Origin of the sequence: Gilvibacter sediminis, from assembly GCF_028561565.1 — a bacterium.
Classification (GTDB): Bacteria; Bacteroidota; Bacteroidia; order Flavobacteriales; family Flavobacteriaceae; genus Gilvibacter; species Gilvibacter sediminis.
The window spans coordinates 161583-181530 of sequence record NZ_JAQQTE010000022.1; the positions used below are offsets into that span (position 1 = coordinate 161583).

Sequence of the window (19948 nt, forward strand, 5' to 3'; positions counted from 1 at the left end):
AATCCGCGATCATTGAAATTGATCGATAAAATCCTTTACGCGCTAAATGTTGTGGCAGCTATCTTGTTGACACTGTCCTTCATTACCCCTTATATAGCCCCAGACAGTTTTCCGCTGCTGAGTGCATTATCGCTATTGGTTTCCCCTTTGTTAGCCATCAATTTGGCCTTTGTGATCTATTGGTTGTTTCGTTTAAAAAAGCGCATTTGGGTGTCTGCGCTTTTATTGCTGATAGCCTATGTTCACTTCAACGCTTTTTGGAAATGGGGATCAGAATCAGCAGATCCTTCTCCCAAGCAGCTCAAGGTAATGTCCTTTAACGTGGAGCTCTTTGAGGCCTATCGCGATACGCCAGATCCTGAGGTAAATGCTAAAATGCAGGCCATGATCGAGGAGCACGATCCTGATATATTGCTCATTCAAGAATTTTATGATCTGGAAACGATCAGCTTTGATGTCTTTGCACACAAATACGTCCACTTTAAAAACAACAGACCTCTAGGTCATGCTATATTCTCAAAGCATCCCATCATTACAAAAGGAGCCTTTGATTTTAATAGAACTGGCAACAATACCCTTTATGCGGACATCGTTGCGCATCAAGACACGCTACGGGTCTATAACGTCCACTTACAATCTTTCAAATTGGCGCCCAATGTTTCCGATCTTCAGGACCGACCTCGGAATTTGATCCGCCGCCGTATCAGTGAAGCCTTTAAGCTGCAACAGGAGCAGGCCGCAGCTGTTTTGGAACACAGCCGACAATCGGGTTATCCGGTTATTTTAGCGGGAGACTTGAACAATACTGCCTTCAGTTATGTATACCGTCGTTTTGCTCTAGAGTATCAAGACGCATACGCTCAGGTGGGTTCTGGCTTAGGGAGTACCTTTACTTTTGATTTCTACCCGATACGAATCGATTATATCTTTGCTGATCAGAGCTTGCGAATTGATGCTTTTAAGACCTTAGGAAGGCCCTTTGGAGATCACAGACCTATTTTGGGTACTATTGGGTGGGAATAGTTAGAGTTCCAGCTTTTCTAAATAGGAAATACTTTCTGGGCCGAGATTGAATAGCAGATCCAAAACACTCAGATTATTCAAGTACCCATGAGCCACCTCATGAACTTGGTGGTAGTGCGGTGTCGTAATCTCAGGAACTTTTTTAGAACGGATCAAAGGTCTATAGTCTTTAGTTCCTGGGGGTGTTTCTAGATCGTATTGCTCGGTAAAGGAGTATTCGAAAGGTATGCCTATCAAGTCTGCTATGAGCTCCATGCTTTGCAGATTGTTCTCAAAGAGGATCTCTTTTCGTTCTTTAAAAAAGGGTTCCAGCTCGTCCTCATAGAACTCAAAGAAAGGGGAGCTTCGGTATCCAGCTTCTAGGCTGCGCCAATGATCTCGTTGCCAATGAAAATTATTTTCAATAGTTACGGTGGCTGTTTTTTGACGTTCGCCTTTTTTGCTGTGTCTGATAGGGATGTTTAAACCCAACTTACCGTTGCTGTGGGCAATGTACAGTCGGTTGCGGTAGGTTTGTTTCTGATAGTTGTCACAGCGTTCAATGCGCAGGTCTTCTGCCTTAACAATAACACTCCAAAGCGCAATATTGCCAAAGTATGCGGGATGTATTAAAGAAGTAACCTCAGGCATAATATTTTACGCCTTTTGTTTGCGACGTTTTCTAAAGAAGTTGAAAACAAACCAAGCTGCTAAAAGACCTAAGAAGATCTTGAAATAAGACACGGGCTCTCCAGAACCACCGACAGTCGTAAAGAATCGTTCCCAGCGGAATTTATTCGCCAAACCTTTGGCTTGGCTGTCAATACTCATCCAGACAAAAACAGGCTTTCCAACCACGTGATTGAAGGGTACATAACCCCAGGTACGCGAATCCTCACTGTTGTTTCGGTTATCACCCATCATCCAATAATAGTCTTGGGCAAAGGTGTACTCGGTGATGGGACGCTCGTTTAACAGTACCTCTGTTGGAGTAACACGAATGGTGTTGCTTACGCCCATCTCATAGCCTTCATAGACTTCAATGATCCGTTTGTAGAATCCGATACTTTCTGGGGTGATGGCCACAGTTGCTCCTTTTTGAGGAATATAAATCGGTCCAAAATGAACGTTGTTGTTCGGGTAGCGTGGGTCGTATGGGAATATACCACGAGACCACTTACCAGCTTCTTCATATTTACGCAGCGACTCTACTTGCAAAACTTTCGCAAAGTTTCGGAACTGCTCCAAAGCAGGATCCGTGATTTGCATATAGTAGGTGTTAGGCTGACGGTATTCTGGGATGATGTCCGTAATGTCAAAGCGCTTTCTGATGTAGTCAATATCACCTTCATTTAAGGCTTCTTTGGTATAAACTACATAGCCAAACTGCAATTTTGCACGGTCTGGCAAAACGTTTTGCTGACCGTTAACCCAGACGTATCCGTCTCGAACTTCAATAGAATCTCCCGGAAGACCCACACAACGCTTTACGTAGTTCGTTTTTTTATCTATGGGTTTGTAATGGAATTTGCCATCATTCGGTGCACTAACAATGTTCACCGTGTCCACGGGCCAGTTAAAGACCACAATATCATTGCGCTTGATCTTTTGAAAGCCCGGCATACGCATGTAGGGGCTTTTGAGCTGCGGACTGTAGGATTTGCTGTTTACCAAAGGAACCGTGTCATGCACCATTGGGAATGCAATTGGTGTCATCGGTGTGCGAGCGCCATAGTGAAACTTACTTACAAAGAGGTAATCACCCACCAAAAGCGTTTTTTCTAAGGACGAGGTTGGAATGGTGAATGGCTGCATAAAGTACGTATGAACCAGCGTGGCTGCCACAACGGCAAATAAAATAGAGCTGATCCACTCTCCTGCAGAAGTAGTGGGTTGTAAACTGCGGTCGGGTATATGCGTTACATCAACAGAATAGTTAATGTAGTAGATATAAAAGCCTAATGTGAGTACGCCCAAATAGGTGTCCGCATTGGAGTTTCTGCCAAAACTGCGCAGTGTTTCAACCCAAAGTACGGGGAACATGATCAGATTGACAATCGGTACAAAAAGTAAAATGGTATACCACCAAGGACGGTTAATGATCTTCATCAAAATTACCGCATTGTACACAGGGATAGCAGCTTCCCAGGCTTGTCTTCCCGCTTTTTGATACAATTTCCAGGTACCCGCAAAATGTATGATTTGAACAATAAGAATGAATATCAAAAGTCCTTCTAAGGTCATGCGTAGCGATTTTGACTGCTAATTAGCGATAATTTTGATTCAAATATAGGGCTTTAACTCAGGTTTAATACATCCTGCATGCTAAAGACGCCTCGTTTTCCAATGATCCACTTTGCAGCGACAATAGCTCCTAGCGCAAAGCCATCTCTACTGTGAGCTTCATGGCTAATGGTAAGGGTATCTACAGCAGAGGTGTATTTGACATGATGCGTTCCCTTTACATCGCCTTCACGGATGGAATCGATCCATAGGTCGCTGGGGTTGTTGTTTTGTAACGCCCAAGCCTGTTTTTGTGAAAACTTTAATACGGCGTCTGCCAAGCTTATTGCTGTTCCACTGGGTTTGTCGAGCTTTTGGGTATGGTGGATCTCCGTGATGGCGGGCTCGTATTGCGCTTGCTCGCCCATAAGTTCTGCCAACTTTTGATTGATGGCAAAAAAGATATTGACTCCAACGCTAAAGTTAGAGGCATACAAAAAAGCACCTTGTTTTTCTTGGCAATAGGTTTCAATTCTAGGAAGTTCCTCCAGCCAGCCCGTGGTTCCAGAAATTACAGGAATGCCCGATTCCAAGGCTTTTTTTATGTTGTTGTAGGCTGCCGTTGGCACGGAGAAATCAATTGCTACATCAGCATTATTGAAATCCGCAATAGAACTGCTATCATTGGTGGCCACTACAATTTCATGTCCTTGAGCGGTTGCCAGACGTTCAATGGTCCGTCCCATTTTTCCATAACCGAGCAGGGCTATTTTCATCGTTGTCCAAAATTGAAGCGCAGACTCAATCCGTAGCTGGCCTGCGTAGAGACGGGATCAATCTGCAGTTGAGGGGTTAGTGAAAGATCGTCATTAATGTTGTACTGACGCAAATGCGCATCCACGTTAGCATCTACTATATTGATCAGATAAAAGGCCACGGCCACAATAAGGCTGATGTCTTTGTTTTTCTGAGCTTGCCTTTGGGCGTCTATCAAACGATCGTTAGAAACCAAAGGAGTATCGCCGTCTCCAAAGAATTCGTCGTCAGTAAATCCGGCCAAACGGCGCTTGAAGGCGTTTCTAAATCGGTCGTATTCTTGATCCTGTTGAATCCAAAAATAAATCCCAGTTCCAATTCCTGCATAAACGATAGGGATCTTCCAATATTTTTTATTGTAAGCCTGACCCAATCCGGGCAAAACCGCAGAATAGAAGGCGGCCTTAGACGGCGCTAGCGGATCGTAATCCAAAATTGTCGCCGTTGAGGCGACCACGGTGTCTTGTACGCGAACGTCCAGTTCGTCGTCTTGGGCGTGGGTTAGAGTAGTGGCGATCCCAAAAACCAGAAGGAATAAATACTTAATCTTCACCTTGAATGCGTTTGACAATACGTGCTAAGTCGGCTTCAGAATCGAAAGGGATCACTAATTTCCCTTTTCCTTTCGCGTTCATGTTTATGCTGGTTTTAGCATTCAAAAATGAACCGAGGAGATCATTTTGTTTTTTGGCAGCAGCAGGGATGCTTTTGGCGGTTTTAGTAGGCGCAGACGGATCTTTAAAAGAACGAACCAAGGCCTCAGTGGCGCGTACAGACAGATTCTTATCAATGATCTTTTCATAGATATCCAATTGACTTTCTGAATCGTCTATATTGATCAAGGCGCGTCCGTGTCCCATACTGATAAAACCGTCACGCATTCCTGTTTGAATGATTGGATCCAATTTGAGCAGTCGCAAATAATTCGCAATGGTAGAGCGTTTTTTACCCACACGATCTGAAAGCGCTTCTTGAGTCAAATCGATCTCCTCAATCAGGCGCTGATACGACAAGGCGATCTCAATAGGATCTAGATCTTGACGTTGAATGTTCTCCACCAAGGCCATTTCCAATGACTCTTGGTCATTGGCAATACGAATGTAAGCGGGAACGGTAGTGAGTCCAATCAGTTTTGAGGCGCGGAATCTGCGCTCTCCAGAAACCAACTGGTATTTGTTAAAGGCCAGCTTGCGAACCGTGATGGGTTGAATCACACCCAATTCACGGATAGAACTTGCGAGTTCTCGCAATTGTTCTTCATTAAAGCTGGTTCTAGGCTGGAACGGATTGACCTCGATAAAATCGAGTTCCAATTCTACAATATTTCCAACAACCTTATCGGCATTCTTGTCGCCAACAGCTTTAATATCGTTTTCAGGGTCTTTCAAAAGTGCTGAAAGACCACGTCCCAATGCCTGCTTTTTAGTCGCCTTGGCCATTAATTGCTATTTTTTTCAATGAGTTCTTGAGCCAAACTTAAGTAATTATTGGCACCTTTACTACCCGCGTCATAACTAATGATACTTTCCCCGTAGCTAGGCGCTTCACTTAAACGCACATTGCGTTGGATAATTGTCTCAAAGACCATTTGATCAAAGTGCTTGCGCACCTCTTCAACAACCTGATTGCTCAAGCGCAGACGTTGGTCATACATAGTTAGCAAAAGGCCTTCAATGTCCAGATCTGCATTGTGGATCTTTTGTACACTTTTTATGGTGTTCAAAAGCTTTCCGAGGCCTTCTAGGGCGAAGTATTCGCACTGAATAGGAATGATCACAGAATCCGCAGCGGTTAAAGCGTTCAAGGTTAAAAGGCCTAAAGAGGGCGCACAATCAATAATGATATAATCATAGCGACTCTTTAAATCTTCAATGGCGCGTTTGAGCATATACTCGCGCGCTTCCTTGTCAACCAGTTCAATCTCTATGGCAACAAGATCAATATGCGCAGGGATCAGATCAAGATTTGGGGAATCTGTTTTTACGATAACATCGTCGGCACCTACAGTATGCTCCAAAAGCTGGTAGGTTCCGTTTTGAACCTGAGCCACGTCAATACCGAGGCCCGAGGTGCTGTTAGCCTGAGGATCCGCGTCGATGAGCAAAACCTTTTGCTCCAACACTCCCAGACATGCCGCCAAGTTCACAGAGGTGGTTGTCTTTCCGACACCGCCTTTTTGGTTGGCTACAGCTATAATTTTACCCATAAGTAGTTTTCGTTTTGAGAATTTAAAAATACAATTATTAGCCCGTTTAGGAAAGCCTACTTGTTAACAGGAAGTGAACAGCATCGCTTAGGCATAAAGAACTTTTCAACAGCCCTTCAGCCTTAGGTTTAGAAAGAATAAAGCAAATTTTGAGTCTTAGACTACTTTTTCTTTTTGGCGCGGATCATCATTTCTAGCATATCCCACATTTCTTGTGGAATTTCTTCTAGTAGATTGAATTGTCCTGCCCCTTTTAGCCATTCTCCACCGTCAATGGTAATTACTTCTCCGTTGAGATAATGCGAGAAGTCTGAGGCCAGATAAGCTGCTAGGTTGGCTAGTTCTTGGTGGTCACCAACACGGTTTAACGGTACTTTCTTAGCCAGATCGAATTTTTCCTTGAGATCACCCGGAAGCAATCGGTCCCAAGCGCCTTTAGTTGGGAATGGTCCTGGAGCAATTGCATTAAAGCGGATACCGTATTTGGCCCATTCTACTGCGAGAGAACGCGTCATAGCGAGCACACCTGCCTTAGCTGTAGCACTTGGTACAACAAAAGCGGAACCGGTCCACGCATAGGTGGTCACAATATTCAATACTGTTTTGTTGGTTTCTTTTTGTGCGATCCAATACTTCCCGAAGGCCAAGGTGCAGTTCTTAGTTCCTTTTAGGACGATATCAATAATGGTATCAAAAGCATTGGCAGACAGACGCTCGGTAGGAGAGATGAAGTTCCCTGCGGCATTGTTCATCAAAATATCGGGACTTCCAAAGGCCTCTACAGTTTTGGCCAACACATTCTCAACAGCTTCATAATCACGAACATCACAAGCAACAGGTAATACTTGCCCGCCAGTCTCAGCTTCTAATTCTGTCTTTGCAGCGTCCAGTTTTTCTTGATTTCTGGAAGTGATGACTACTTTGGCTCCAAGTTCCAAAAAGTAACGGGTCATGGATTTTCCCAATCCCGATCCACCACCGGTAACTACAATTACTTTTCCTGCTAGCGCGTCGTCGCGCATCATTTTAGCTGAATGATTCATGATTTGCTGTTTTGTTCAAAGTTACGGTTTTCTCCTTAAATACTATGCATGCATAATAAAATTAATTCCTACTGTCAGATTTCCACAAATAGGCCACACAGCGTTTGAGATCTGGGTAATCTTCTAGTTTAGGATGATCAAAGGATCCTGCTGCTTCCATGCCGATCTGTTCCATCACTTTAATGGAGCCTGTATTCTTTTGAGTAGCAAAGGCATAAACCTCCTGGAGTCCCCAGATTTTATCAGCATTATCTAGTATTGCAGCTGCGCCTTCTGATGCATACCCTTTGCGCCAATGATTAGGGCTGATCCGCCAACCAATATCTACAGAAGGGGTGAAGTCTGAATCGTAATTCTGATCCATAAGTCCAATCATTCCAATGGCTTCTCCCGATTCTAACAGATCAACTGCAAAGTAGCAGTAGCCGTTTTCTCGGTAACTGTCCGCCAAGCGCTGAAAGAACAGTTGAAGCTGTTCTTCAGGCAGTGGGTTTGGAAAATGTGCCATGACTCGGGCATCTTGATTTAAAAGCCTAAAAAGCGGCAGGTCGTCTTGCGTCCATGGGCGAAACCCGAGACGTTTGGATTTTAATACGTATTCCATGATTTAATTTACAGAGTCAATCAAGATCTCAAGCATCTCAATAGCAGCGTCGGCAATACGCGTACCCGGGCCATAAACTGCAACAGCTCCAGCCTCAAACAAGAATTCATAATCCTGCACTGGAATAACTCCGCCTACAATGACCATAATGTCTTCACGCCCGTATTTTTTGAGCTCTTCAATGACTTGAGGAACCAAGGTCTTATGTCCAGCGGCTAAAGAGGATACTCCTAAGATATGAACGTCATTTTCCACAGCTTGTTTGGCGGCTTCTGCTGGAGTTTGAAACAGCGGTCCAATATCCACGTCAAAGCCAACGTCCGCATAGCCGGTGGCAACCACTTTAGCTCCGCGATCGTGTCCGTCTTGACCCATTTTGGCAATCATAATACGCGGTCTGCGACCTTCCAGTTCTGCGAACTGATCGGCCATTTCTCGCGCCTTTTCAAAGGTTGGGTCTTTCTTGATTTCTTTGCTGTACACGCCGCTAAATGATCTAATTTGTGCCTTATAGCGTCCAAAGGATGCTTCTAGAGCGTCACTGATCTCTCCTAAGGTTGCTCGTTCTTTGGCTGCTTCTACAGCTAAAGCTAGTAAATTTTCTTCACCCGATTCTGCTGCTGCAGTCAATCGTTTTAAACAGGCCTCGACTGCTTCATTGTTCCGCTCTGTTTTAATGCTGGCAAGTCGCTCCATTTGAGCTGCGCGCACTTTTTGATTGTCCACATCCAAGATGTGTAACGGGTCCTCTTGCTCCAGGCGGTATTTGTTTACCCCAACAATCACATCTTGCCCACTATCAATACGCGCTTGCTTGCGGGCTGCAGCTTCTTCAATGCGAAGTTTGGGGATTCCTGCTTCTATGGCTTTGGTCATGCCGCCAAGCTCTTCAACTTCTTGGATCAAGGCCCAGGCCTTTTCGGCAATGTCATTGGTGAGACTTTCCACATAGTAACTGCCCGCCCAAGGGTCAACAGTCTTGGTGATGCTGGTCTCTTGTTGTAAAAAGATCTGTGTGTTGCGTGCAATTCGAGCGGAAAAGTCCGTTGGCAAGGCAATGGCCTCATCCAAGGCGTTGGTATGCAAGGATTGTGTGCCTCCAAATGCGGCAGCAGCCGCTTCTATGCATGTTCGTGCTACATTGTTAAAAGGGTCTTGCTCGGTAAGACTCCAGCCACTGGTTTGACTGTGTGTTCTCAATGCCAGTGATTTTGGGTTCTTCGGATTGAACTCAGAAACGATCTTTGCCCAAAGCATACGCCCAGCGCGCATCTTGGCGATTTCCATAAAGTGATTCATCCCCACAGCCCAGAAAAAGGACAATCTAGGAGCGAAACTGTCAATATCCATACCTGCCGCGATACCTGTACGGATATACTCCAAACCGTCTGCAAGGGTATAGGCCAACTCAATATCACAAGTCGCTCCTGCTTCCTGCATATGATATCCAGAAATACTGATGGAGTTGAACTTAGGCATGTTTGCAGAAGTGAACTCAAAGATATCTGAGATGATCTTCATAGAAGGAGTCGGTGGGTAGATATAGGTATTTCGCACCATGAATTCCTTCAAAATATCATTCTGAATGGTTCCTGAGAGTTGCTCCAAGGAAACTCCTTGTTCTTGAGCCGCCACTATATAAAAAGCCATGATGGGCAGAACAGCACCGTTCATGGTCATGGAGACGCTCATCTTATCCAAAGGAATTCCATCAAAGAGGATCTTCATGTCCTCAACACTGTCTATGGCCACGCCTGCTTTTCCTACATCACCTACCACGCGCTCGTGATCACTGTCGTATCCACGGTGTGTTGGCAAGTCAAAGGCTACAGAAAGTCCTTTTTGCCCTGCGGCCAAATTTCTGCGGTAAAAGGCGTTGCTCTCTTCCGCAGTAGAAAAACCAGCGTACTGTCTAATGGTCCAAGGACGTTGTACATACATGGTCGGGTAGGGGCCTCGCAAATTTGGAGCGATCCCCGCTGCGAAATCCAAATGCTTCAAATTCGCAGTGTCCTGCTCGGTATAATGAGATTTAACGGTGATATCCTCCGCAGTCCCAAAGGTTTTTACCTTTTTGGGAACGGCTTTACCGCTATTTAAACTCATATGCTGAACGTCTTTTCTACTCATTGCTGGAGCTTAAGTGCAGGTTGCGATTCAATAAATTCTTGTAATAACCCTCTAATGCTACGATCATCCCAAGTTCAGGGTCATCTACTGTGTTTACGGCTCGTTTTCTCAAAGGAGGAGAAAGCAAACGTGATTCTATTGCATCTGCAGCGATCAAGGATTGTAAGATCTCTCGAATTTCTTGATCTTCTATATTACTCACCAAACAGGAAACGAACTTTCCTTTGTAATTGACTTGATATTGATCGTCTTTGATCACCCAAAGCTCGTCTTGTTCGCTCAAGATCTTTGCAACTGTCTTTGAATGTTCATCCATAATGTCTACGAAAGGAGCGGTATTAGTAATGCCTGAATACATGAACTGCGCATAGCCGTTCTCTTTATAGACGGGAGTTGAAGGACTGTAGTTTCTATAATTGTAATGCTCAGCGATGGCGATTTCAAAAGTGTACAGTGCTTCGTGCATCAACTTGAGATTTGCTCCACTGCAGGTTACTGTTTGCGGCTCATCTGCGTAACGGTATTCCATGGGTTCATTACATCCCACTAAAAACATACTCAAAAAGGCAATTAGCCCAAAGTTCTTACTCATGGTCCAAACGATTTTTTTCATGACTTTCTGCAATTCTTTTGATGATCAATGGTTCAATAATTGTTTTACGCGATTCTTGTTTTAAAAAGGGGTAGAGTTCCACGGTTTGGCTAACCTTTTCTTCCTCGTTGGGGTAGAGGTTAGTTCCTAAAAGCGCTTTTTTACCCGAATCAAAGGCAGCTTGCGCTTCCTTGGCCTGTTCGCGGATCTTTCGCTGAATGGTCCCTGCAAACAAGGCCTTGACAAATCCCCCTGAAGCCTCCAGCTGTTTGAATAGCTCTAGGGCTTTTTGAGCCAACTGTTGACTGAGATCTTCAATGTAATAGGCGCCATCTGCCGCATTGGTCACTTGATCAAAGTAACTCTCGTTTTTTAAGATCAACAATTGATTTCTGGAGATGCGTTCTCCAAATTCATTGCTTTTGTGATAAACGGCGTCGTAGGGTAAATTACAGACTGCGTCAACTCCACCTAATACAGCGCTCATGCATTCCGTAGTAGTTCGGAGCATATTCACGTTAGGGTCGTAAATAGTTTTGTTTCTGCTTGATGGTCGCGCTAAATGCGTATCATTTAACTGGATATTGTAGAGCGCGCCGAGTTCCTTGATGAGCCGTCTAAAAGCTCTAAACTTAGCAATCTCCATAAAATAGTTCGCACCGATGGACCAACGATAGTTGATCGCTAGATCTTGTTCTAATTTTCCCGCCTGTTCCAGGTGATTCAAGTACTCGTTGGTGTGGGCTAGCGCATAGGCCAACTCTTGTACGGCATTGGCTCCAGCATTGCCGTAATGATTGACTGAAACACTTAAACCTGAGTTTGCATGAGCTTTCACTGCTGCTTCCATCAAATGGTGATCGGATTCATTGCTGGCAATCCAATTCCCTGTTTTGACCAGGTTCCCAATGATATCAACACCTAGATGAACATGAGCTCTAGTAGTGCTGGCAGCCTTGGAGAACTTCGTTAAGAATTCAGCGTCCCAGTGCGTAAAATCACAATAGAGGCTAATTCCGTTTAAATCCAATCCTTCAAACAAGGCCTCCGGGTCAAAACTTGAGGCAGCTTCCAACAAAATGGCTTCCGCGCCGCCTTGAATACTTTTTAAGATCAGGCCACGAGCCACTCGTGTGTCGTGTACAAAAACAGCCTGAGTCACTGACCAATTTTCTGGATAATTCAAGCCAGAAAGGGTCTCTGGTGTGGTCTCTGCGTTGTAGAAAGGCTTAATAGTAATCCCCTCTGGCGTGGATGTTAAAAGGGTCTCGTTGTAGTCAGCGCCTCTTAATCCTGCCTGAATACTCTGCTTCCACTGCTTGGCAGAAACGCCCTCGAACTGCTCAAATAAGTTATCGCTCATGGTTTTTGGTCGGTACTGTCTTCGTGAGTGATTATAAAAATATCTTCGTTCTCTTTTTTCAAATAGTAAGCTTCGCGTCCGTATTTTTCAAGTTCGTTAGTGTCTTGAAGTTTTTCCAACTGCTGCTTATCATCTTGAATGTCTTGCTGATACTTTTCTGTAGTTCCTTTTAAGGTCTCTATCTCCTCATTGAGTTCTTGATGAATGAAAAAGTTGTTGGAGTCAAAGGCGAGCATCCATACGGCAAAGATCAAAGCGATCAATACGTATTTGTTGGTCAGCCATTTGAACCATTTACTCGAGGTGATATGCTCGAATCGTTTTTTCATTAAGAGAGACGCTCGCTAATTATAGTTCTAACGATATCCACGGCAACCGTATTATAACGGTGTGTGGGTATGATGATATCCGCATGTGCCTTGCTAGGTTCTATGAACTGCTGATGCATGGGTTTTAAGGTGGTCTGATAACGTTCTAAGACCTCATTGAGATCTCTTCCGCGTTCGCAAATATCGCGCTTCAAACGGCGGATCAAGCGTTCGTCACTATCGGTATCCACAAAGATCTTAATGTCAAAAAGCTCACGCAATTCGGGTTGAGACAGTACTAAGATTCCTTCTACAATAATCACAGGCATGGGTGCAATAGCCACGGTTTCACCCGTTCTGTTGTGTTCTTTAAAAGAATAAACAGGCTGTGCAATGGGTTGACCAGATTTAAGTGCCTTCACGTGCTGAATCAGCAGTGGAAAATCAATGGAATTCGGATGGTCAAAGTTGATCTTTACCCGTTGCTCGTAGGTGAGATCACTCGTATCTTTATAATAAGAATCTTGGGTAATAACGGCCAGTTCCGCCGCTGGTAGTTCTTCAACAATTTGATTGACTACAGTGGTCTTTCCGCTTCCAGTTCCTCCGGCAATGCCAATAATCAACATGGGTGATAATGTTTATGCAAAAGTAGGACTTTTAGCGATTCTATTCGCTCTGAGTAGGGCTGTTTCTGCGCTTATTTTGTAACCGCTTTAACTTCCTCTACGGTAACCATTTTGTCTTGTTTGTTGCTCCAAGAATTCATGACGTAGTTCAGTACATCGGCTACCTCTTGGTCGCTAAGTCCTAATGGAGCCATAACGCCGTTATAGGTTTCTCCGTTGACTACAATTTCTCCTTGTTGCCCGTATTTCACACTGTGGATACTCTCCGCGCGCTTTTCTGTAAGCCAGTTGGAACCATCTAGCGGAGGAAATGCGCCTTTAACTCCTTGACCGTTACCCATATGGCAAGCTACACAAAGGCTGGTGTATACCGCTTCCCCGCGTTCCATACTCGCTTTGAGGTCTGCCTTGCTCGCAGAGGTTTTCTGGCCGCCCAATTTTACACCAGAACCTTGGTCACTTTCTTCTTTTTGTTCGGATTTACAAGCGATTAAAGTGGCAAATACAGTAGCTAGTAACAATAATTTTTTCATGTTGATTGAGTTAATTGATGTTTAATTGGGTAGTAATCTCACAATTCCCTGGCCTTCCAGAGCGATGTAAATATAACCATTTGGCCCGATTCTAACGTTACGGACGCGGCCAATTCCGTCAGCGATCTTTTCTCGCCCAATTACGCGATCTCCATCCAATTTAAGCAGTTCTACATAATTGAATTTTAAGCTGCCCACCAAAAGATGATTTTTCCAGGCTGGGAATTTATCCCCGGTCACAAAGGCCATTCCACAGGGCGCGATAGAAGGGACCCAATAATGAAGTGGCGCTTCCATACCTTCTTGCTGGGTTTTATCGGTAAAGGAGGTTCCGCTGTAGTTCACCCCATAAGAGATCACCGGCCAACCGTAGTTGGCTCCTTTTTTAATAATGTTCACTTCATCACCTCCTTTTGGGCCGTGCTCGTGGGTCCAAATGTCACCGGTTATGGGGTGAACATCCATGCCTTGAGGATTTCTGTGTCCGTAAGAGTAAATAGCTTCTTTGGCTCCGGCAACCCCAACAAAAGGATTGTCCTCAGGGATACGGCCGTCATCGTGTAAACGGTAGATCTTGCCGTTGTCTCTTTTTATGTCTTGCGGATTCACATCCCGATTGCCTCGATCTCCAACACTGAAATACACATAACCCTCGGCGTCAAAAGCAATGCGAGATCCAAAGTGTTGTCCCTTGGTGGAATTGGGCATGGCCTTGTAAAGTGATTCCACATTCATGAGTCTGTTTCCGTCTAGCTTGGCGCGGATCAGTTTGGTGTTTCCGCCATCACCACCACCTTCTTGAGAAGCATGTGTAAAGTAGATCCAACCGTTATTGGCGTAATCTGGGTGGAGCGCAACATCTAAAAATCCGCCTTGCCCGCGAACATAGATCTCCGGAAGATTCTCGATAAAGATCTTTTTACCATTTTTAAAGTGGATGAGTTCTCCGCCTTTTTCGGTGATGAGCATGGAGCCGTCCGGCAGCCAGGTCATGCCCCAGGGATTAGAGAGTTCAGGCACCGCGGTTTCAATGCGATAAGCACTGGAATTACCTCCTTCAAGAGCCAAGCTGTTTTCTTGATTCTGAGATTCTGATCGGCAGCTAAACAAGAGTGCTAGACTGAGTAACAATACTACAAAACGCATGAGATTATTTTTATACTAATTTACAAATTATACCCCAGCAGATCAATAGTTTTCAAACCAGTCAAAGGTGTCATTGATTATACGGTCCTTGTTGGCATTGACGTAATCCAGATAGGCTTGAGCTACCGGAGAGAGTTTCTTAGCAGAGCGCCAAACCAGATTCCAATTGGTTTTTACGGGAAGTCCTTTGTAAGGAATGATCTGCAGATCGCCATTGCTCAGGTCATTTTTGATTCCTATTAGTGGCATTATGGAATAACCAATTCCCGAGATCACGGCTTGTTTAAGCGCCTCGTTGGATTGCAGACTGAATTTCTTGTAGGTGGGGAGTTTGTTTTTACTGATGAATTCTTCCATGGCAGCACGTGTAGCCGATCCCTTTTCTCTGTAGATCAGCGGCAGTTCAGTAAGTACTTTTTTACCACTAGGCCTGCCGTCGGATTCGTAGCGCCTTCCACCGACCAAGAACAATTTGTTTTGCATCAATTCTACCCGCTCTAGTTTGATCTGATCCGGAATCACAGAAACCATGGCAAAATCAACCTCATTGTTTTCCAAACTGTCTACTACTGTGGCCTTGTTGGTTACATTCATATTCAGATCTACCGCGGGGTTTTGCTGCATAAATTCAGAAAGAAAATAGGGCATCAAATACTTGGCCGTAGAAACAATAGAGATCTTCAACTTTCCTGAGATCTGTCCTTGAAAGGCTTGGCTTTTGTAGTTGATCTGCTCTACCTGTTCCAAAATGGTCTGTGCCGCTTCTGCGATTTCTTGGCCAAAATCGGTCACATAAAGTTGACGTCCTACGATTTCTGTAAGCGGAATTGAGAACTGATCTTGAAACTTTTTGAGCTGAATACTCACTGCAGGCTGGGTCAAATAGAGCGCCTCAGAAGCCTTGGTAATGCTCTTTAATTCAGCGATTTTCAAGAAAATCTGCAATTGATGCAAAGTGTAATTCATAAGATTGATTTATGTAAAGCATTATAAAGATAAATAAAAATATATAATTATTTCACAGGATATTTGCAGCAAAATAAAATGAAAAAGTCATGAACAACCTCTTAATGCCTTCTAATCAAAGTGTTAGTATAAGCACGCTAAAAGACAAGTCAAAAAGACTCTGGCTTATGCTTAAAAAGCAAATGCCCGTAGTTTTTGGATTGACAGCCTTTGGTTTGTTGCTCAATGCTTCTGCAGCAACTGGGGGACTATTCATGACAGAACTAGTCACCGTTGGCTTCATTTTAAGTTGTGTTATGATCATAGCACAAACAGAACGTCAAGCCTTTCGCGCAGAACTGCGCGCCATTAATAAAAATTCAAGAAAATAAATCAGAAACTATGGAAACTCTAACGCCAGTATTACAAAAATTCAGACTCATTGACGGAACATTCTCCGCACAAGAAGCACAAGATCTAATCAACGCTTTGCTCAATGAAAAGATCAACTTCCACAAATTGCAACGCCTGACAGCTTGTGAAGGTGATCTTTGTGCAGACACGCGTTTTCCTGACGGACGCATTCAAGAATTGGAAGCAGAAAAGCGCAACGCTCGTGAATTCATCAATCTTAAAGAGTCAACACAAAAACGTTTCCGCATCAACGGAACCATAGAACTAGAATTAATTGAGGATTAATCTTTAAGAGTTAGCCACACAGAGATTATGGACTTGCATCTGCTGATCGACAATCTAACCAATCCCGCGCTTTTATTTTTCTTTCTAGGGATCATTGCAGTACAACTTAAAAGCGATTTGGCCATACCGTCGAACTCTGCAAAATTCATATCGCTCTATTTGTTATTCTCAATAGGGTTTAAGGGTGGGCAAGAGCTCGCACACAGCGATTGGAGTGCCGAAATAGGCTACTCACTCTTGTTTGGTGTTGTTCTTGCCACCGTTATTCCACTAATCGCATTTTTCATATTAAGACAGCGTTTTGATGTTTCAAATTCAGGAGCAATCGCTGCCTCCTACGGCTCGGTAAGTGCCGTGACCTTTGTAACGGCCATTTCTTTTTTAGAGATGGAACACATTGCATTTGGTGGGCATATGGTGGCAGTGATGGCCCTGATGGAAGCACCATCTATTGTTGTGGGCGTCTTGTTGATCGCGCTTTTTAGTGCTACTCGAGGCAAGCCTAAAGTAGGGGAGCACGTCAAGCATGCGGTGACCAACGGTTCTGTGCTGCTCATTATGGGAAGTTTGGTCATCGGGCTTTTGGCCAGTGATGAACAAGCGCAGGGAATTAAACCTTTTACCACAGACATCTTTAAAGGATTTCTGGCGGTGTTCTTATTGGATATGGGGATCACCTCAGGTAAAAAACTCAAGAGCTTTTTAAAGAAAGGAAAGTTCGCAGTGCTGTTTTCAATCGTTGTACCTATTGTCAATGGTTTGACTGCGGCTTACATCAGTTCTTTCTTTACAGACAATATCGGGAACCAGTTCCTGTTCAGTATACTTGCCGGCAGTGCCTCTTATATTGCGGTACCGGCGGCAATGCAACTGGCAGCACCAAAGGCCAATCCAAGTTTGTACTTGCCCATGGCTTTGGGAGTGACCTTTCCGTTCAATATTACACTGGGGATGCCGCTGTATTTGATCTTCATTACTTGGATCAATTAAGGACATGCCTTAGGGTGATCATCACATGAGAAGAAAAACCGCAGCGTATAACTGCGGTTTTTTTTATATTAAATGGAAATGCTGACTGATTTTTACCATCCCGTATTAATTATGGCTCTGCTGTTTTGTGCATGCAGCTATTTGCCATTGATCCCATCGAGACATTGGTTCTTCAGGTTCTTCGATTTTATTCGGTTGCAGCTCTTAGCGCTTTTAGGGCTGATGGTTGTTTTGCTGATCATTTTAATGGCTCAAGAATGGAGTAGGGCGAGCTTGGCTTGTCTCGCTGTAGTTTTGACCACCATGAGTTATCAGCTTGGGATCGTAGCCCCATATTTTTCAAAGGGTTCAAAGCAGCAAGGTGATCCTTCTGTGAGCTTACTCAGCATCAATGTGATGCAAGAGAATACTTCCTATCAAAAGGTATTGGATTTGATCGCTCAAGAAGATCCGGATATTGTTTTGCTAATGGAGACTGACATGCGGTGGGAAACGGCCATGAACTCTTTAGAAGCAGCCTATCCCAACAACCTAAAGATCCCCAAGGATAATAAATACGGAATGCATTGTTATACGCGGCTTAAAATGAAACAGGGAGTGGCTAAGGCTCTGATCGCTGATGATCATCCTTCGGTACGATTGGAGTTAGAAGATACTCAGGGAACTGCTTTTTGCTTTTGGGGCATTCATCCGCCTCCGCCAAGTCCAACAGAGAAACCTACGGCAAAACAAAAGGATGCCGAACTGCTCAAGCTAGCGCGTATTGTGGCCGAATCAAGTTGCCCTACCGTTGTAGCTGGAGACTTTAATGTGGTGTGCTGGTCCCGAATCTCAAAACGATTTGCGGAGCTTTCCAAACTCAAAGATGCCCGTATTGGTCGAGGCTTTTTCAGCACGTTTCCCGCGCAATGGCCGCTATTGCGATTTCCTTTGGATTTGATCTTTCACTCCCAAACCATTCAAATTAAAACCTTAAAAGTGTTACCTTCAGTAGATTCCGATCATCTGCCCCTGTTTTCAAGTTTTTGTATTCAGCCTCAAGCTCAAGAATCGCGTGAGCAACTCGATCCGCAAGAAAAAGAAGAGGTTGCAGCGACTGTAACCGAAGGTAAAATCGCTGCCAGTAAAGAAAATTAGGCATTGAGCCGCCATAGAATTCACTATCTTTAAAATAAAAACTTGCTAGCCTATTGGTATTGCACCTCGTAAAATCTAGAAAGCTTCGCATCACACTCCTTTATTTGTGCAGCCTTGTGTTGTTTGTGGTCTTTTGGGTTTTTGATCGATACAAACCAATTATCGATCTCAAAATAGAGCAATTCGAACGCAAATATGCCTTTGTGCCTTATTCGCTTTATTATGAGTTTGCTGTATTGAAATACGGAATACTGGCCGTAGCCATTTTGATTCCGATTATATTATCAGCGATGCTATTGATACAACGCAAGTAGCCAAGACTATGCTTCTATGAAAAAGAAATTACTACTGTTTTTTGCCCTTGCATGCAGTATGAGTTTTGCACAGACTCAGCAAGATCATACCATCTATGGCACTGTCTCTTTAAATCTGGGGAATTATGTAGGTTTTGATGCAGAACTAGACTACATCTACAAAGAAAAGTATTCGTTTAGATTGGGATATTCTGGTAACATTCGTGAACCCAAATCAGCCCCTGATGACTACAGTACTGGCTTAGCCGGGGTGTTATTGTTAGGGTTAACTAGTCCTTTTGATCAGTTTGAAAATGTTTATGCCGGAGCCGGAAGGGTTTGGAATTTGAATCCTGCGGGCACAATAAGGATCAATGCTACGGTGGGTTTGGGATTTACCATTTTGCGTGAACCCGGGAATTGGCAACCTGTCTCCAACGGCTTCCTCTCGGAGAATTACACTTGGGAGTACAACCGATATAACACGGTGAGCGTAGTGATCAGTCCAAAAATTGAATTCCCCATAACAAGGGTTTTTGGTTTGGTGGTCGCTCCCACACTGCAGATCAATAAGGATCGTACTTTTATTGGCATAGGCATTGGAAACATGATCGGTCTGCTCAGAAAAAGAGATACTCCGGCATCAGATCAGGAACAATAAACCTAAGTTTTACTATTTTTAGATAGATAACTTTAGACATTGGGCTAATGCTCAAAGTTTGTCTGGATGATAGACTCTGTTTTAGTTATGGTTTGATTATAAAGAAAATAATCTAATGAATTTACAGCCCACACTTGCAGATGAGTTGGTTGAGATTCGGCCCTTACTGGCGAAGGATCGAGAGGCTTTATATTTCGTTGCAAAAGACCCGAATATCTGGGAGCAACATCCTGTTGATCGGTACAAACGCGAGTTGTTTGACATGTTTTTTGACGAATCTTTAAAGTCTGGAGGCTGTCTGGTTATCTTGGATAAAAAGACCCAACAAATCATAGGGAGTTCTCGTTATAAATTGCTTGCTGATTTTCCTCATGGTATTGAGATTGGTTGGTCTTTTTTGGCCCGAACTTATTGGGGTGGTCTTTATAACGGTGCGATTAAGAGACTCTTGATGGATTATGCCTTGCTCCATTTTGAACATGTGGTTTACTTCATAGATAGCAAAAATATACGCTCACAAAAAGCAGTTGAAAAAATAGGTGGTAAAAAAGCGAGTACTGCAAGCTTGGGTGCTTTGCCGTCTACAAGTAGTGAGAATATGATCTATGTAGCCTCCCGCTCTTAATTT

Annotated in this window: 24 protein-coding genes; 8 read left to right on the top strand and 16 right to left on the bottom strand. The window is 43.9% G+C overall.

All coding sequences use genetic code 11. The features are described 5' to 3' along the window. The first annotated feature begins 51 nt into the window (after nucleotides 1–51). Nucleotides 52–1023, top strand: a complete 972-nt coding sequence (locus tag POW22_RS12900) for an endonuclease/exonuclease/phosphatase family protein (protein ID WP_272833158.1) — start codon at nucleotides 52–54, stop codon at nucleotides 1021–1023. Here POW22_RS12900 and POW22_RS12905 read toward each other — a convergent pair whose 3' ends face one another. The 16 genes from POW22_RS12905 to POW22_RS12980 all read right to left on the bottom strand — a co-directional run bounded on the left by POW22_RS12905 (nucleotide 1024) and on the right by POW22_RS12980 (nucleotide 15561). Further along, nucleotides 1024–1653 (bottom strand): WbqC family protein, encoded by a 630-nt coding sequence (locus tag POW22_RS12905; protein ID WP_272833160.1) that lies wholly within the window; start codon nucleotides 1651–1653, stop codon nucleotides 1024–1026. It abuts the gene before it with no gap. A 6-nt stretch (nucleotides 1654–1659) separates the two neighbouring features. Beyond that, entirely contained in the window at nucleotides 1660–3246 is a 1587-nt protein-coding gene (gene lepB, locus POW22_RS12910) for a signal peptidase I (protein WP_272833162.1), read from the bottom strand. Nucleotides 3247–3299: 53 nt separating this feature from the next. Further along, on the bottom strand, nucleotides 3300–4001 hold the full coding sequence (gene dapB / locus POW22_RS12915) for a 4-hydroxy-tetrahydrodipicolinate reductase (RefSeq protein WP_272833163.1): 702 nt from the start codon (nucleotides 3999–4001) through the stop codon (nucleotides 3300–3302). Further along, nucleotides 3998–4594, bottom strand: coding sequence for a DUF5683 domain-containing protein (locus POW22_RS12920; protein ID WP_272833164.1), 597 nt, complete (start codon nucleotides 4592–4594; stop codon nucleotides 3998–4000). The genes dapB and POW22_RS12920 overlap by 4 nt, the downstream gene beginning before the upstream one ends. Beyond that, nucleotides 4584–5480 (bottom strand): ParB/RepB/Spo0J family partition protein, encoded by an 897-nt coding sequence (locus tag POW22_RS12925; RefSeq protein ID WP_272833165.1) that lies wholly within the window; start codon nucleotides 5478–5480, stop codon nucleotides 4584–4586. Before POW22_RS12925 ends, POW22_RS12920 begins: the two co-directional genes overlap by 11 nt. Further along, on the bottom strand, nucleotides 5480–6247 hold the full coding sequence (locus POW22_RS12930) for a ParA family protein (protein ID WP_272833167.1): 768 nt from the start codon (nucleotides 6245–6247) through the stop codon (nucleotides 5480–5482). The genes POW22_RS12925 and POW22_RS12930 overlap by 1 nt, the downstream gene beginning before the upstream one ends. Nucleotides 6248–6408: 161 nt before the next feature. Next, on the bottom strand, nucleotides 6409–7290 hold the full coding sequence (locus POW22_RS12935; RefSeq protein WP_272833169.1) for an SDR family oxidoreductase: 882 nt from the start codon (nucleotides 7288–7290) through the stop codon (nucleotides 6409–6411). 61 nt (nucleotides 7291–7351) lie between these two features. Then, a complete protein-coding gene (locus POW22_RS12940; protein WP_272833171.1) occupies nucleotides 7352–7894 on the bottom strand; it encodes a GNAT family N-acetyltransferase in 543 nt (180 codons plus the stop codon). 3 nt (nucleotides 7895–7897) lie between these two features. Continuing rightward, nucleotides 7898–10024, bottom strand: a complete 2127-nt coding sequence (gene scpA, locus POW22_RS12945; protein WP_272833174.1) for a methylmalonyl-CoA mutase — start codon at nucleotides 10022–10024, stop codon at nucleotides 7898–7900. Beyond that, a complete protein-coding gene (locus tag POW22_RS12950; RefSeq protein ID WP_272833175.1) occupies nucleotides 10017–10637 on the bottom strand; it encodes a hypothetical protein in 621 nt (206 codons plus the stop codon). The genes scpA and POW22_RS12950 overlap by 8 nt, the downstream gene beginning before the upstream one ends. Next, nucleotides 10609–11979 (bottom strand): methylmalonyl-CoA mutase subunit beta, encoded by a 1371-nt coding sequence (locus POW22_RS12955; RefSeq protein WP_272833176.1) that lies wholly within the window; start codon nucleotides 11977–11979, stop codon nucleotides 10609–10611. Before POW22_RS12955 ends, POW22_RS12950 begins: the two co-directional genes overlap by 29 nt. Then, nucleotides 11976–12308 carry an FtsB family cell division protein gene (locus tag POW22_RS12960; RefSeq protein ID WP_272833177.1) on the bottom strand — a complete coding sequence of 111 codons (333 nt, stop codon included), beginning with the start codon at nucleotides 12306–12308 and terminating at the stop codon, nucleotides 11976–11978. The genes POW22_RS12955 and POW22_RS12960 overlap by 4 nt, the downstream gene beginning before the upstream one ends. Next, the gene (udk, locus tag POW22_RS12965) at nucleotides 12308–12916 is read right to left on the bottom strand and encodes a uridine kinase (protein WP_272833178.1); all 609 of its coding nucleotides are present in this window, start codon (nucleotides 12914–12916) and stop codon (nucleotides 12308–12310) included. Before udk ends, POW22_RS12960 begins: the two co-directional genes overlap by 1 nt. A gap of 71 nt (nucleotides 12917–12987) precedes the next feature. Continuing rightward, nucleotides 12988–13449 carry a c-type cytochrome gene (locus POW22_RS12970; RefSeq protein WP_272833179.1) on the bottom strand — a complete coding sequence of 154 codons (462 nt, stop codon included), beginning with the start codon at nucleotides 13447–13449 and terminating at the stop codon, nucleotides 12988–12990. Nucleotides 13450–13470: 21 nt separating this feature from the next. After that, nucleotides 13471–14595 carry a PQQ-dependent sugar dehydrogenase gene (locus POW22_RS12975; protein WP_272833180.1) on the bottom strand — a complete coding sequence of 375 codons (1125 nt, stop codon included), beginning with the start codon at nucleotides 14593–14595 and terminating at the stop codon, nucleotides 13471–13473. A 42-nt stretch (nucleotides 14596–14637) separates the two neighbouring features. Continuing rightward, on the bottom strand, nucleotides 14638–15561 hold the full coding sequence (locus POW22_RS12980) for a LysR substrate-binding domain-containing protein (RefSeq protein ID WP_272833181.1): 924 nt from the start codon (nucleotides 15559–15561) through the stop codon (nucleotides 14638–14640). Nucleotides 15562–15650: 89 nt separating this feature from the next. Here POW22_RS12980 and POW22_RS12985 point away from each other — a divergent pair, with 89 nt between their 5' ends. The 7 genes from POW22_RS12985 to POW22_RS13015 all read left to right on the top strand — a co-directional run bounded on the left by POW22_RS12985 (nucleotide 15651) and on the right by POW22_RS13015 (nucleotide 19945). Next, nucleotides 15651–15932: a hypothetical protein gene (locus POW22_RS12985; protein WP_272833182.1), complete on the top strand. Its 282-nt coding sequence runs from the start codon at nucleotides 15651–15653 to the stop codon at nucleotides 15930–15932. 10 nt (nucleotides 15933–15942) lie between these two features. Further along, entirely contained in the window at nucleotides 15943–16239 is a 297-nt protein-coding gene (locus POW22_RS12990) for a hypothetical protein (RefSeq protein WP_272833183.1), read from the top strand. Between the two features lie 27 nt (nucleotides 16240–16266). Next, nucleotides 16267–17229 carry a sodium-dependent bicarbonate transport family permease gene (locus POW22_RS12995; RefSeq protein WP_272833184.1) on the top strand — a complete coding sequence of 321 codons (963 nt, stop codon included), beginning with the start codon at nucleotides 16267–16269 and terminating at the stop codon, nucleotides 17227–17229. 111 nt (nucleotides 17230–17340) lie between these two features. After that, on the top strand, nucleotides 17341–18366 hold the full coding sequence (locus tag POW22_RS13000; protein WP_272833185.1) for an endonuclease/exonuclease/phosphatase family protein: 1026 nt from the start codon (nucleotides 17341–17343) through the stop codon (nucleotides 18364–18366). 59 nt (nucleotides 18367–18425) lie between these two features. Continuing rightward, a complete protein-coding gene (locus POW22_RS13005; protein ID WP_272833186.1) occupies nucleotides 18426–18680 on the top strand; it encodes a hypothetical protein in 255 nt (84 codons plus the stop codon). Between the two features lie 16 nt (nucleotides 18681–18696). Continuing rightward, a complete protein-coding gene (locus tag POW22_RS13010) occupies nucleotides 18697–19320 on the top strand; it encodes a hypothetical protein (RefSeq protein WP_272833187.1) in 624 nt (207 codons plus the stop codon). A 115-nt stretch (nucleotides 19321–19435) separates the two neighbouring features. After that, entirely contained in the window at nucleotides 19436–19945 is a 510-nt protein-coding gene (locus tag POW22_RS13015; RefSeq protein WP_272833188.1) for a GNAT family N-acetyltransferase, read from the top strand. Nucleotides 19946–19948: the final 3 nt, after the last annotated feature.

Bases quoted from the DNA above. Each gene is read 5' to 3' on its own strand.
- POW22_RS12905 (WP_272833160.1), bottom strand. From the start codon at position 1,653: ATGCCTGAGGTTACTTCTTTAATACATCCCGCATACTTTGGCAATATT.
- lepB (WP_272833162.1), bottom strand. From the start codon at position 3,246: ATGACCTTAGAAGGACTTTTGATATTCATTCTTATTGTTCAAATCATA.
- dapB (WP_272833163.1), bottom strand. From the start codon at position 4,001: ATGAAAATAGCCCTGCTCGGTTATGGAAAAATGGGACGGACCATTGAA.
- POW22_RS12925 (WP_272833165.1), bottom strand. From the start codon at position 5,480: ATGGCCAAGGCGACTAAAAAGCAGGCATTGGGACGTGGTCTTTCAGCA.
- POW22_RS12930 (WP_272833167.1), bottom strand. From the start codon at position 6,247: ATGGGTAAAATTATAGCTGTAGCCAACCAAAAAGGCGGTGTCGGAAAG.
- POW22_RS12935 (WP_272833169.1), bottom strand. From the start codon at position 7,290: ATGAATCATTCAGCTAAAATGATGCGCGACGACGCGCTAGCAGGAAAA.
- POW22_RS12940 (WP_272833171.1), bottom strand. From the start codon at position 7,894: ATGGAATACGTATTAAAATCCAAACGTCTCGGGTTTCGCCCATGGACG.
- scpA (WP_272833174.1), bottom strand. From the start codon at position 10,024: ATGAGTAGAAAAGACGTTCAGCATATGAGTTTAAATAGCGGTAAAGCC.
- POW22_RS12950 (WP_272833175.1), bottom strand. From the start codon at position 10,637: ATGAAAAAAATCGTTTGGACCATGAGTAAGAACTTTGGGCTAATTGCC.
- POW22_RS12955 (WP_272833176.1), bottom strand. From the start codon at position 11,979: ATGAGCGATAACTTATTTGAGCAGTTCGAGGGCGTTTCTGCCAAGCAG.
- POW22_RS12960 (WP_272833177.1), bottom strand. From the start codon at position 12,308: ATGAAAAAACGATTCGAGCATATCACCTCGAGTAAATGGTTCAAATGG.
- udk (WP_272833178.1), bottom strand. From the start codon at position 12,916: ATGTTGATTATTGGCATTGCCGGAGGAACTGGAAGCGGAAAGACCACT.
- POW22_RS12970 (WP_272833179.1), bottom strand. From the start codon at position 13,449: ATGAAAAAATTATTGTTACTAGCTACTGTATTTGCCACTTTAATCGCT.
- POW22_RS12975 (WP_272833180.1), bottom strand. From the start codon at position 14,595: ATGCGTTTTGTAGTATTGTTACTCAGTCTAGCACTCTTGTTTAGCTGC.
- POW22_RS12980 (WP_272833181.1), bottom strand. From the start codon at position 15,561: ATGAATTACACTTTGCATCAATTGCAGATTTTCTTGAAAATCGCTGAA.
- POW22_RS12985 (WP_272833182.1), top strand. From the start codon at position 15,651: ATGAACAACCTCTTAATGCCTTCTAATCAAAGTGTTAGTATAAGCACG.
- POW22_RS12990 (WP_272833183.1), top strand. From the start codon at position 15,943: ATGGAAACTCTAACGCCAGTATTACAAAAATTCAGACTCATTGACGGA.
- POW22_RS12995 (WP_272833184.1), top strand. From the start codon at position 16,267: ATGGACTTGCATCTGCTGATCGACAATCTAACCAATCCCGCGCTTTTA.
- POW22_RS13000 (WP_272833185.1), top strand. From the start codon at position 17,341: ATGGCTCTGCTGTTTTGTGCATGCAGCTATTTGCCATTGATCCCATCG.
- POW22_RS13010 (WP_272833187.1), top strand. From the start codon at position 18,697: ATGAAAAAGAAATTACTACTGTTTTTTGCCCTTGCATGCAGTATGAGT.
- POW22_RS13015 (WP_272833188.1), top strand. From the start codon at position 19,436: ATGAATTTACAGCCCACACTTGCAGATGAGTTGGTTGAGATTCGGCCC.